11 protein-coding genes are annotated in these 11,621 nt (G+C 68.2%); 8 read left to right on the top strand and 3 right to left on the bottom strand.

What is annotated here, in order from left to right:
• Positions 1 to 385: 385 nt before the first annotated feature.
• From Pka01_RS21500 to Pka01_RS21485, 4 genes are all read left to right on the top strand, one after another.
• The gene (locus Pka01_RS21500; protein WP_203884626.1) at positions 386 to 1,291 is read left to right on the top strand and encodes an ABC transporter permease; all 906 of its coding nucleotides are present in this window, start codon (positions 386 to 388) and stop codon (positions 1,289 to 1,291) included.
• 4 nt (positions 1,292 to 1,295) lie between these two features.
• Entirely contained in the window at positions 1,296 to 2,075 is a 780-nt protein-coding gene (locus tag Pka01_RS21495) for an ABC transporter ATP-binding protein (protein WP_203884785.1), read from the top strand.
• Positions 2,076 to 2,097: 22 nt separating this feature from the next.
• Positions 2,098 to 2,634, top strand: a complete 537-nt coding sequence (locus tag Pka01_RS21490) for a YbhB/YbcL family Raf kinase inhibitor-like protein (RefSeq protein WP_203884625.1) — start codon at positions 2,098 to 2,100, stop codon at positions 2,632 to 2,634.
• A 63-nt stretch (positions 2,635 to 2,697) separates the two neighbouring features.
• A complete protein-coding gene (locus Pka01_RS21485) occupies positions 2,698 to 2,859 on the top strand; it encodes a hypothetical protein (protein ID WP_203884624.1) in 162 nt (53 codons plus the stop codon).
• 76 nt (positions 2,860 to 2,935) lie between these two features.
• Here Pka01_RS21485 and Pka01_RS21480 read toward each other — a convergent pair whose 3' ends face one another.
• The gene (locus tag Pka01_RS21480; protein WP_203884623.1) at positions 2,936 to 3,901 is read right to left on the bottom strand and encodes a hypothetical protein; all 966 of its coding nucleotides are present in this window, start codon (positions 3,899 to 3,901) and stop codon (positions 2,936 to 2,938) included.
• Between the two features lie 296 nt (positions 3,902 to 4,197).
• Positions 4,198 to 5,526 carry a KamA family radical SAM protein gene (locus tag Pka01_RS21475; RefSeq protein ID WP_373318179.1) on the bottom strand — a complete coding sequence of 443 codons (1,329 nt, stop codon included), beginning with the start codon at positions 5,524 to 5,526 and terminating at the stop codon, positions 4,198 to 4,200.
• A 181-nt stretch (positions 5,527 to 5,707) separates the two neighbouring features.
• On the opposite strand from Pka01_RS21475, the gene Pka01_RS21470 reads away from it, so the two are divergent.
• The 4 genes from Pka01_RS21470 (at position 5,708) to Pka01_RS21455 (ending at position 10,586) form a co-directional block, all read left to right on the top strand.
• Complete coding sequence (locus Pka01_RS21470) at positions 5,708 to 6,274, top strand: DUF1707 SHOCT-like domain-containing protein (protein ID WP_239115178.1); 567 nt, start codon at positions 5,708 to 5,710, stop codon at positions 6,272 to 6,274.
• Between the two features lie 106 nt (positions 6,275 to 6,380).
• Positions 6,381 to 7,367, top strand: a complete 987-nt coding sequence (plsX, locus tag Pka01_RS21465) for a phosphate acyltransferase PlsX (protein ID WP_239115198.1) — start codon at positions 6,381 to 6,383, stop codon at positions 7,365 to 7,367.
• A gap of 41 nt (positions 7,368 to 7,408) precedes the next feature.
• Complete coding sequence (gene argS, locus Pka01_RS21460) at positions 7,409 to 9,127, top strand: arginine--tRNA ligase (protein ID WP_203884622.1); 1,719 nt, start codon at positions 7,409 to 7,411, stop codon at positions 9,125 to 9,127.
• A 145-nt stretch (positions 9,128 to 9,272) separates the two neighbouring features.
• Positions 9,273 to 10,586, top strand: a complete 1,314-nt coding sequence (locus tag Pka01_RS21455; protein ID WP_239115197.1) for a hypothetical protein — start codon at positions 9,273 to 9,275, stop codon at positions 10,584 to 10,586.
• Positions 10,587 to 10,875: 289 nt separating this feature from the next.
• Here Pka01_RS21455 and Pka01_RS21450 read toward each other — a convergent pair whose 3' ends face one another.
• Positions 10,876 to 11,262, bottom strand: a complete 387-nt coding sequence (locus Pka01_RS21450) for a cell division protein SepF (protein ID WP_203884621.1) — start codon at positions 11,260 to 11,262, stop codon at positions 10,876 to 10,878.
• Between the last annotated feature and the right edge of the window lie 359 nt (positions 11,263 to 11,621).

The following is an 11,621-nucleotide window of genomic DNA, read 5'->3' as shown; positions in this document are numbered from 1 at the left end:
GTTTTCCGGGCGTGGTCAAACCAGAATGACGCCCTGTCAGTCGTCCGCGAGCATCCCTCACCCGACGCAGCAGAGGAGTCTCTGCTGCGTTGCAGTTCGGTCACACGTGCGTCAGTAGGGCGTCACACGCATACCAGCGAGCCAACCCCAAATAGGTATCTCGGGTATAAAGCGTCAACTACGGTAGATATACCACTTCTACGTCTCCCCATGATGGCAGGGATGTCGTAAGGTCCGTGGCGTTGTCGTCGCGTCACGACGTCTTGGGCTACCTTTGACCAGTCGCAGCGGCGTTCGACGCGACAGATGTACCCCACTCCAGGGAGGATTCGGCCGACCAACGTCGCCGACTTCTCATCGACCTCCATCCAATAGAGTCCTTGCCATGAGCCAGCCGGAGTCCGCGGTCGCGGACGCCCAGGCGGGCGGCCGAGCCCAGGAGTCGCTGGCCGCACTCGCCGAGCGTTACGGGTTGCGGCGTGCCATCGCACGCCCCTCACTCCCCGCCTATCTGCGCCAACTGTGGGACCGACGGCACTTCATTGTGACGTACGCCACATCGAAGAACGTCTCCAATTATTCGACGTCGGCACTCGGCCAGCTCTGGCAGGTGCTGACGCCGCTGCTCAACGCGGCGGTCTACTGGCTGATGTTCGGCGTCATCCTCGCCCAGAGTAAGCACATCCAGAACTACCCCGCATTCCTCATCACCGGGGTCATGGTCTTCACCTTCACCCAGCGGACGGTGACGGGCGGCGCCAAGTCCATCTCGGGCAACCTGTCCCTCATCCGGGCGCTGCACTTCCCCCGGGCCACGCTGCCCCTGGCGTACGCGATCCAGGAACTGCAGGTGCTCGGCTGGTCGATGGGCGTGCTCATCGTCCTGGTGCTGGTCACCGGAGAGCCGATCAGCTGGCTCTGGCTGCTGATCCCGGTCGCCCTGGTCCTCCAGTTCGTCTTCAACCTCGGTGCGAGCCTGTTCATGGCCCGCATCGGCGCGTTCGTCCGCGACATCAACCAGCTGCTTCCGTTCATCCTGCGCACCTGGCTGTACGCCTCCGGCGTCTTCTACATGATCACCGAGAGGACCGCCGGCCTGCCGAGCGCCCTGCGCTGGGCACTGGAGTTCAACCCCGCGGCGGCGTACATCGAGTTCATGCGCGACCTGCTGATCTATCAGAGGTTCCCGGAGCGGTGGGCGTGGGTCACGTGCACCTTCTGGGCCGTCTTCGCGGTCATCGGCGGCTTCTGGTACTTCTGGCGAGCTGAGGAGAGATACGGCCGTGGCTGATGTGATGCAGGAGCCGCTGAGCGAGGAGCTGTCGAACGTGACAGTGGGAACGCCAACCGTGATCGTCGACGACCTGCACATCGTCTACAAGGTGTACGGCGCGGCCAACAAGAAGGGCAACGCCGCCAACGCCCTGAGCCGCATCGTCCGCCGCCAGGGCCGCCCGGAGATGAAGGAGGTCCACGCCGTGCGCGGCGTCTCCTTCGTCGCCAACCACGGCGAGGCCATCGGCATCATCGGCCGCAACGGGTCGGGCAAGTCGACCCTGCTCCGGGCCATCGCGGGCCTCCTGCCGGCCCACAAGGGCGCCGTGTACACCAACGGCCAGCCGTCCCTGCTCGGCGTCAACGCGGCGCTGATGAAGGAGCTCACGGGCGAGCGCAACATCGTGCTCGGCTGCTACGCCATGGGCATGTCGCCGACCGAGACGCGGGAGAAGTACGACGAGATCGTCGACTTCTCCGGCATCGGGGACTTCATCCAGTTCCCCATGTCGACCTACTCCTCCGGAATGGGCGCGCGACTCCGCTTCGCGATCTCTTCCGCCAAGACTCATGACGTCCTGCTGATCGACGAGGCCCTCGCCACCGGCGACCGCGAGTTCAAGAAGAAGAGCAAGGACCGCATCATGCAGATGCGCGAGTCCGCCGGCACCGTCTTCCTCGTCGCCCACAACCTCGATGTGATCGAGGAGACGTGCAACCGGGTGATCTGGCTGCACAAGGGCAAGATCAAGATGGAGGGTGATCCGCAGGAGGTCCTGGGGGCCTACAACCGGGTGTGACCACTCTTGGGAGGGTGAACTGATGCCCACACCGCCACCGATTCCTTACGACCATCTGCCCGAGGTCGCGGCACTGACCGTCGTCAGCGACGACGTCCGCGACGGGGAGCGCACGTCGGAGGCTCACGTCTTCAACGACTGGGGGATGACGGGGCAGAACCTCTCCCCGCACCTTCGGTGGTCCGGAGCTCCTGAGGGCACCAAGAGTTACGCGGTGACCTGCTACGACCCGGACGCGCCCACCGGGAGCGGCTTCTGGCACTGGGTGCTGTTCGACGTCCCCGCCGACGTCACCGAGCTGCCGACCGGAGCCGGCACCGGCCCCGACTTCAAGGGCCTGCCGGAGGGGGCGGTGCACGCGCGCAACGACTACAACGCCAGGGAGTACGGCGGCGCCGCACCGCCTCCAGGGAATCCGCACCGGTACCTGTTCGCGGTGCACGCGCTCGGCGTCGAGAAGCTCGGCGTGGACGGCGACGCCTCCCCCGCGGTCGTCGGCTTCAACATCACCGCCAACACGCTCGCGCGCGGCTACATCGCACCGGTGTACGGAACCTGATGCCATTGAGCCCCCTGTTCCATTATGATTCGAACGGAGATTCGATCTGAGGGAAGGGGTGGCATGAGCGACCTGGCGATGGCGATCGACCACTTGGCCGCCGAGGATCCCATGGAGTTGCCGGCGGGCCTGCTCGTCGAGCAGCTGATCGATCTGCACTGGCAGATGGCGCGGCTACAGGCGCAGATCGCCCGGCGCACATGCGTGCGCGCCCCCGTCAACTGACCCCTCGACGACAACGAAACGGCCGGTGCCCCCTCGGGGGACACCGGCCGTTCGATTTTCGTGTGGTAGCCGACGGTCAGTTGCCGTTGCCGCGGACGTACCCGTTCTTGTGCTTCGGCAGCGTCCCCTTGACGGTGCGGGGGATGCCCGTCACCGCGGTGGCTCCGGTCGCGTCCGCCGTGGTGGCCGTGGACGTGACGAGGGACGTGCCGGCGGTCGCGGCGGTCTGGCCGGCGGGGACCAGCGTCTGGTTGTTGACGTGCGTGACCGTGGTGCCGGCGCCCCGCTGCACCGTGGTCGCGGTCGTCCGGGCCGTGGCCGTCGCCGCGACCTGAGCGGCCGTGGCCGGCGTGTCGCACGGGATCAGCGCGAGAAGCCCGCCGGAAGCCGTTCCGGCGACCCCGACCGCGGCGTCGAGGTCGAGGAGGGCCGTGAGGTTGGCGACGAGCCCCAGGTTGGCCGCCGCGCCCACCGTGGCGGCGACGGTCGGAGCGGCGCCCGCGGCGACGGCCGGAGCCTGCCCCGTGGCGGCGAGAGCCGGCCTGCCCGCCTCCGCGACCACCACCGCACCGGCGTTGACGTTGGCCAGCACGGCGGCGTCGAGGTTGGCCGTGACGTTCGCGGTCGCGTCGATCACGGCCGTGAGGTGGGCCTGCAGGTTCGCGACGACGTTGGCCGTGAGGTTGGCGGTGATGTTGGCCGAGATGTCGGCCGCCAGGTTGGCTGCCGCCGCGATCTGGGCGTTCGCCTGGGCGTTGAGGCCGGCGGTGGTGGTGCCCGCCAGGTTGGCGACCGCGACGAGGTCCGCCTGGAGATCGGCGACGACGTTGGCGCTCAGGGTCGCCACGGCGTTGACCTGTGCGCTGGCTCCCGCGGTGGCCGCGACGACCGCGTGGCTCTGGAGGTCGGCCAGGAGGTTCGCCACCGCGGTGATCCGCGAGGTGCAGACGTTGTTGCAGACGTCGGCCTGTGCCGGCGCGGCCATCAGACCGGCGACGCCGACCGTGAATGCGACTACGGCTGTCCTAACGACTCGTTTCATTACTTGCCCCCGGTTCATATCCCTTTTCACGAGAGTGGGAATGACGAACCCAAGAACCCCCGTGCGTCGGCGTGCTTGCCGACCAAGACGACGGCATTTCTATCACCCCGCGCACTGCGGGAATGCCCCCTGTCTAAGGGCCTCTGACCAGGGACAAGGCCAGAAAAGTCCGGATATAGGCAGGTGACCGTTGGCGCTAGGGTCAGGCCAACCCCGGCCCGGGAGAAAGGCACGGTAAACATGCCGCCCAGGCCGGGGACAGATTTTTCCGGTCACTTTTATTAACGCGCGTGGTGTCAGGCGCTCAGGCGGGCAAGAGACGTCGCCTCGAGGCCCTGTTCGAAGGGGAAACGGTCGGCGAAGGCCGGCCGGAGATCCGAGAGCCAGACGGCCTCGGGGTCGTATCGGGCGAAGAACGGCCGCCCGACAAGTTGGGGGTCGCGGGCCTGGATGAAGTGGAGCATGATCACCCGCTGTCCGGCGATCTCGGTCACGCCGTCGACGCAGACCTTGCCGGGGGTCGCGGACATCGACGGTCCCCGGACCGTACGGCAGACGCCGGAGACCTGGGAGTAGGCGTCGCGGAAGATCTCGTAGGCGTCCACGAGGGGAACGGCGAAGTAGTCCTGGGGGCCGGTGTCGCGCTCGACGAACATGTAGTAGGGGATCATGCCGAGCGTGCTCTGGCGCCGCCACATCCCCGCCCAGGTCTCCGCGGAGTCGTTGATCGACCGGATGATCGGCGCCTGCGTCCGGATCACGGCCCCGGTGTCCCTGATTCGGCGGATCGCCTCCTCCACGACCGGCGACTCCAACTCGCGGGGGTGCGAGAAGTGCGCCATGAAGGCGAGGTTCTTGCCCGACTTCACCACCTCGGCGAACAGTTCGAGGGTCGCGTCGGCGTCGGGGTCGGTGACGAACCTGGCCGGCCAGTACGCCAGGGACTTCGTGCCGATGCGGATCGACTCGATCTGCTCCACCCGCAGGAGCGGCTCCACGTAGCGGCGGAGCACGGGCTCTCCCATGATCATCGGATCACCTCCGGTGAGCAGCACGCTGGTGATCTCCGGGTGTGCGCCGATGTAGGAGATCAGGCTCCCGACGTCGTCGGAGGCCATCTTGAGGTCGGGCTCGCCGATGAACTGCGCCCACCGGAAGCAGTAGGTGCAGTAGGCGTGGCACGTCTGCCCTTGCTTGGGGAAGAAGAGCACGGTCTCTGGATATTTGTGCTGCATCCCCTGCATGGTCTCCAGGCCGACGCGGGGGACGTTGAGCTCCAGTTGCCCTGCGGGATGGGGATTGAGCCGCATGCGGATCTCGTTGGCGGCGGCGTTGAGCTGCGCCGCGGGTGCTCCCTCCCGCAGAAGGCCGGCCAGCCGCGAGACGTCGGCCTCCGGCAGCATGTCCTCCTGGGGAAAGACCAGGCGATAAATCGGGTCATCGGGGACCGCCGACCAATCGATCAGCTCGTCCACGACGTACGCGTTCGTCCGGAACGGCAGCACCGTCGCCACGGCGCGTACTCGCAGCCTCGTATCTCCGTCGAAGCCTGCGCGGCCGAGCAACTCATCGAGATGCTTGGCCGTATAGGCCCGGAAGCCGCGCGTGCCCTGGGAAGAGATCACTCGACCTTCCTTTCTTGGTAGATTTCAGGACCTCCGGTAAACCAACCGCCCTCGCCACGCGTCGGTGGTTCCTCACCTATTCGGACGCGACCCGCCCACAGTTGGTTCCACTCCTTTGAAAACTCACAGTGAAGAGTTCCGGATTATCGCGACATATCTCGTTTAGAGCTACGCTGAATCCGTGACTTCTTTGACTCCGTTCGCGGGCGACGACCCCGCTCAGCGCGCCTCCGACGCGGACCGCGATCGGGTCGCGGGCATCCTCGGGGAGGCACTGGCCACCGGTCGCCTCACCACGACGGAACACGCCGACCGGCTCGACGCCGCCTACGCGGCCGTCACGGTCGGCGACCTCGTTCCCCTCACCACCGACCTTCCGTCCACCGGTGCTCCCTCCGCCGGCGCCGTGGCCGAGCGGCAGAAGATCGCGGCGGTCTTCAGCAAGGTCATCCGGCGTGGCCGCTGGGTCGCCGGACGCCACACCGAGCTCCGTTCGACCTTCGGCGCCCTGATCGTCGATCTCTCCGACGCCGTCATCCCAGGCCGGGAGGTCACCCTCGAGCTCAACTCGTTCTGCGGCAAGCTGATCGTGACCGTGCCCCACGAGGCCCACGTCATCGACGAGGGGCTCGCCGTTTTCTCCAAGCGGGCGGTCACCGCCGGCAAGGACGGCGACGGCCCGCTGATCCGGGTCACGGGACGCGCGACATTCGGCAAGATCGTGGTGTACAGGAAGCCGTCACCCTGAGGGCCTACCATTCGGGCATGTTCCAGATGCGGGTGAAGTGACCAGGGTGAACGGCGTCACGCCCCATTCGCCCCGTAGCCGCGCCCTGCCCGTGGCCCTCGACGCCATGGGCGGCGACAACGCGCCGGACGAGATCGTCGCGGGAGCCGTGCAGGCCGTGCGTGAGCGTGGCGTGCCCGTCGTGCTCGTCGGCCAGCCGCGGGCCCTCCATCCGCTTCTCGCCGCACACGACGCCGTCTCCGAGATCCCGCTCGTCCGGGCCGAGGAGGCGCTCGCGATGGACGAGGGTGCGCTGGCGAGCCTGCGCCGCCCGCGCTCCAGCATCGCCATCGCCTGCCATCTCGTACGGCGTGGCGACGCGTCCGCCGTGGTGTCCGCGGGTTCGACCGCCGGGGTGGTCGCGACGGGCCGGTTGCGCCTGCGCGGGCTGCCGGGTGTGATGCGGCCCGCGATCACCGTGCCGCTGCCCACCAGGCCGTACCCGACCGTGCTGCTGGACGCCGGCGCCAACGCCGACGCCAAGCCGGAGATGCTCGTGCAGTTCGCCCATCTCGGCGTGGCCTATGCCGAGACCGCGCTCGGCCTCGTCCGGCCGCGGGTGGGCCTGCTCACCATCGGCGCGGAACCCGAGAAGGGCAGCAAGCTGGTCAAGCGGGCACACGAGCTGCTCTCGGGCACCTCGGGCATCGACTTCACCGGCAACATCGAAGGCGACGACCTGCTCACCGGGAAGGTCGACGTCGTCGTGACCGACGGGTTCACCGGCAACGTCACCCTGAAGGCGTTGGAGGGCAGCGTCCGCTACGCCTTCGGCCAGCTCAGGGAGACGATCAACGAGAGCCGCGTGGCCAAGATCGGCGGCCTGCTCCAGCGGGCGAAGCTGAGAGAGCTGGCGGCGCGGCTCGACCCCGAGGCGCATGGCGGCGCCGTACTGCTGGGGCTGAACGGGACCGTGGTGATCGCCCACGGATCGTCCAGAGCCAAGGGGATCGCGGCGGCCTGTGAGCTGGCGGCGCATCTGTCCGCACAGGGGATCGTCGCCCGCATCGGGGAGCGCATCGCCTCGGCGAACAAGTCGCACCGCCGCCGATAAGCATTCGCGTTCTCGCATACCACCACCACTAAGCTTTGTGCATGACCGACCCGCAGATCGTCCTCGCCGGGCGGGTCCAGCAGGCGCTGGGCACGGCCTTCGGCCAGGACTACGCCTCAGAAGATCCGCTGATCAGGCCCTCACAGTTCGCCGACTACCAGGCGAACGTCGCGCTGAGCCTGGCCAAGCGGCTCCGACGGGCGCCGCGGGAGGTCGCCCAGGCCGTGGCCGACGCCATGGACCTCACCGACGTCACGGTCGAGATCAGCGGGCCCGGGTTCCTCAACATGACCCTGAGCGACGACTGGATCGCCACCCAGGCCGTACGGCAGTTGGCCGACGACCGGCTGGGCGTGCCGCAGTCCGCGCCGAAGAGCATCGTGATCGACTACTCGGCGCCCAACGCCGCCAAGGAGATGCACGTCGGGCATCTGCGGACCACGATCGTCGGTGACACTCTGGCCCGGCTCCACGAGCATGTCGGCCATGACGTCACCCGGCAGAACCATCTCGGTGACTGGGGCACGCCGTTCGGCATGTTGATCGAGCACCTGATCGACATCGGCGAGGGCGAGGCGCTCGCGAGGCTCGCCGCCGGCGACGGCAACGCCTTCTACCAGGAGGCCCGGCACAAGTTCGACGACGACCGCACGTTCGAGGAGCGCTCGCGCAGCCGGGTTCCGCTGCTCCAGGGCGGCGATCCGGCCACCCTGCGGCTGTGGCGGGAGTTCATCGAATACACCAAGCGCTACTTCAACCACGTCTACAACGTGCTCGGCGTCACGCTCACCGACGACCACATCGCGGGCGAGAGCATGTACAACACGATGCTCGCCGACGTCTGCGACGAGCTCGAGTCCTCGGGCGTGGCCCAGATCAGCGAAGGCGCGCTGTGCGTCTTCCCGCCCGGCTTCACCGGCCGGGACGGCACACCGCTCCCGCTCATCATCCGCAAGAGCGACGGCGGGTACGGCTACGCCACCACCGACCTGGCCGCGATCCGGTACCGGGTGCGCGACCTCAAGTCGGACCGGATCCTCTACGTCGTGGGCGCCACCCAGTCGCTCCACTTCCAGATGGTCTTCGCCGCGGCCCGCATGGCGGGGTGGCTGCACGACGACGTGAAGGCCGAACACGTCCAGATCGGCAGCGTCCTGGGCGCCGACGGCAAGATGTTCAAGACGCGGAGCGGCGCCTCGGTCAAGCTGACCGAGCTGCTCGACGAGGCGGTCGGCCGGGCCGAGACGGTCATCGCCGAGCGCTACGACGACCCGGCCCTGCGCAAGGAGATCGCTCGCAAGGTCGGCATCGGCGGCGTGAAGTACGCCGACCTGTCGGTCAGCCACGACAGCGAGTACGTCTTCGACTTCGACCGCATGCTCGCCCTCACCGGCAACACCGGCCCCTACCTGCAGTACGCCACGGCCAGGATCCGGTCGATCTTCCGCCGGGGCGAGCTCGACCCCGCCGGATTCCCCGGCCCCATCGTTCTGGGCGAACCGTCGGAGCGTGCTCTCGCGCTGCAACTCCTCGGGTTCGGCGCGATCGTCGAGACGGTGACCGAGGCCTCCGAACCGCACCGGCTCTGCAACTACCTCTTCGACCTGGCGCAGGCGTTCACGTCGTTCTACGAGAGCTGCCCGGTGCTCAAGGCCGAGGAGCCGGTCCGGGCGTCGCGTCTCGCCCTGTCGGCTCTGACGCTGCGCGTGCTGGTCCAGGGTCTCGACCTGCTCGGCATCGAGGTCCCCGAGCGCATGTGACCGGTGGTCGGTGAACGGGGTGCCTTATCAGGTCAACTCCCGTTCACCGTCCGGCGCGCCTCAACCCCTCCCACCCGGCCAGGCGTCTAGTCTGGCGCGGGTCAAGGGAGTGCCAGCCAATCCCTCGGGGAGCGTACGCGTGAGCATGGACCTGACCACGAGTCCGGACCCTGGAAGTAAGGCCGACGCGACGGAGCTGCACCGTTACGCGGAGGCGCTTCTCGTCAGCCTGGCCGCCGACGGGAGCGCGCCGAGCCTGCCGCCAGGCGTCACCGACGTGCCCAGCTACTGGCTCGCGCCGGCCGTGGAGGCACTCGGGCTCATCATGGCCGGGCAGGACGCGCTGGAGCCCCTCTCGCTGGCCACCGAGCTCGACGAGCAGCGCACATCCCTGTTCCTCTGCCTGGCTCTCGCCGTATGCGGCCTCGGCGACCGGATTCACGCGTCATGGCTCGGCACGGCCTTCGGCGAGCTCTCGAACGAACGGCCGGTGACCTCCGGTCAGCGGGCTCTGTGGCTGGCCGCGGCGCGCGGCGCCTACGGCCCGGTGGGGAAGATCTTCGTGCTGCGGAAGCTCGACGCCGTCATCGTCCCGCCGGAGGACGAGCTGTGGCTCAAGGCCCTCGTTCCCGACGAGCCGACGCCCGTGGTGCCGACGTCCCTCGACGGATTCCCTGAACTCGCCGCCGTTCCCGAGATCGCCGTCTCGGCTCAGGCCGTTGCGCGGCTCCGCCGGCTGCGCGAGCGCTGTACCGAGATCACCTCCGCGCCCCGCCCCGCCGAGGTGTCCAAGGTCGTCTCCGGCACGGTCTGGACGGACGACGAGCCGCTCGCCGTCCTCAGGGCCCTGGCCGGCCAGGAGAGCACGGACGGGCCGTTGAGTTCACTCAGCGGTCACCTGCTTCACGACGTACGGCCGGGGGCCGACCCGCATCTCGCGGCGCTCGCCCTCCACGTGGCGGCTCCCGCCGTGAAGGCCGCGGGCGAGTCGCTCGTCGAGACCATTCAGACGCCCCCACCCGGCTCGGTGACCGTCCCCATCCTGGGTTATCCGATCACACTCCGCGTCGAAGGGCCCGACCAGTTGTCGATGGCCTCCGCGGAGGAGCGGATCGTGACCGATTGCGTGCCCCGCGCATCGACACCGTGGCCCGGCTATCTGGTCGGCGTCGTGGCGGTGGCGGTGTTCGCCGTCGGATTCGTCGTCTCGTTCCTGCTCACGCTCGCCGGGGCCGCTCTCGGCGCCTGGAGTGGATACCTCATCTGGCGGCACAGGGTACGGGAGCAGGCCGACCTCCGCCGTGTCCAGGCCAGGGTCGGCGAGTTGTCCGACGCCGCGGAACGTGGGGTTCGGACCCTGCGCGAATACGGCAAGGAGGCCACCGCCCGCGCGGAGACCGCCACCGAGGACCTGACCGAGCTCTGCCGCGTGCTCCGCCGCGGCCCCCGCGCCGCCTGAGCTGTCGCGGAGCCCGCTGAACGGGTTGTGTGAAGCGGCTTATGCGAAGCGACGAGCCGCGGTGGCTCAGGGCCGTTCCGCCATGGTGGTCTCGGTGCCGCTTCGGTCAGAAGGCTCCAGGATCTACGGGCTCCGGTCATCCGTCCTAGAAGACCGTGAAGCCGACCCCTGGGACCGGGTGGAACCCGGCCGTGCAGAAGTCGGCTTTCAGGAGTCCTCAGGACATCGGACTGCCGCTCGGACGAAGGCCCGCCGCTCAGGGCATGGCCCGCCGTGGAGCCCCGCAGCGTCAGGCCGTGGAGACCTCGACATTGGCCGGGGTCAGCAAGAAGACCTTGTCGGCGATGCGCTCGATCCGACCCTCACAGCCGTAGGCCAGGCCGGCGGCGAAATCCACCATCCGGGTCGCCTCCGCGGTCGACATGCTCGCCACGTCCATCACGACGGTGTGTCCCTCACGGAAATGACGACCCATGGTCAGCGCGTCATCGTACTTCTGCGGACGCACCATGACGATGCGCGCCGGCTCACCGGTCGGCTGCCAACGCTTAGCGGCCCGCTCGGACGCCGGCATCCAGTCATCATCCCCATAGTCTTCGTCGCCACCGTAGGCCTCGTTGTACTGCTCAGCACTGCCCAGGCCAAGGTAGCTCGCCACCTTGCGCACTGCCCCCATCGGCATGTCCTTTTCCGGCTTGTCCTTTTCCGGGCTTGTCCCGATACGTGGGACGCTAACCGACGGGTCTGGGGCACCCCGCCGACACGCCCAGGCATTTAATTGAATTTGGCTTGAGAATGTCGCGAGTGAGTATGAGCCGGGGAAGGGCGTACCCCGGAGAGCGCCGCCGGACACCTGACCGAAGATCCTCAGGTACGTCGACGCCGCTCCCGCCGGGGCCGGCACGCAAGATCACGGGCGGGGCGGGGTGCGCTGGGGGACGCTCTGAGCGACTGCCAGGCGCAGGCCTGTTCGCAGTGGCGGCGTGCGGGACGGCGCAAGGCGTCGGTGCACACGCGATTCCGAATTTTGTGGGG

This window comes from Planotetraspora kaengkrachanensis, from assembly GCF_016862895.1.
Classification (GTDB): domain Bacteria; phylum Actinomycetota; class Actinomycetes; order Streptosporangiales; family Streptosporangiaceae; genus Planotetraspora; species Planotetraspora kaengkrachanensis.
This window is presented reverse-complemented; position numbering and strand designations above follow the sequence as displayed.

Coding starts and splice junctions, on each gene's coding strand:
- Pka01_RS21500 (WP_203884626.1), top strand. CDS start 386: ATGAGCCAGCCGGAGTCCGCGGTCGCGGACGCCCAGGCGGGCGGCCGA.
- Pka01_RS21495 (WP_203884785.1), top strand. CDS start 1,296: ATGCAGGAGCCGCTGAGCGAGGAGCTGTCGAACGTGACAGTGGGAACG.
- Pka01_RS21490 (WP_203884625.1), top strand. CDS start 2,098: ATGCCCACACCGCCACCGATTCCTTACGACCATCTGCCCGAGGTCGCG.
- Pka01_RS21485 (WP_203884624.1), top strand. CDS start 2,698: ATGAGCGACCTGGCGATGGCGATCGACCACTTGGCCGCCGAGGATCCC.
- Pka01_RS21480 (WP_203884623.1), bottom strand. CDS start 3,901: ATGAAACGAGTCGTTAGGACAGCCGTAGTCGCATTCACGGTCGGCGTC.
- plsX (WP_239115198.1), top strand. CDS start 6,381: ATGGGCGGCGACAACGCGCCGGACGAGATCGTCGCGGGAGCCGTGCAG.
- argS (WP_203884622.1), top strand. CDS start 7,409: ATGACCGACCCGCAGATCGTCCTCGCCGGGCGGGTCCAGCAGGCGCTG.
- Pka01_RS21455 (WP_239115197.1), top strand. CDS start 9,273: ATGGACCTGACCACGAGTCCGGACCCTGGAAGTAAGGCCGACGCGACG.
- Pka01_RS21450 (WP_203884621.1), bottom strand. CDS start 11,262: ATGGGGGCAGTGCGCAAGGTGGCGAGCTACCTTGGCCTGGGCAGTGCT.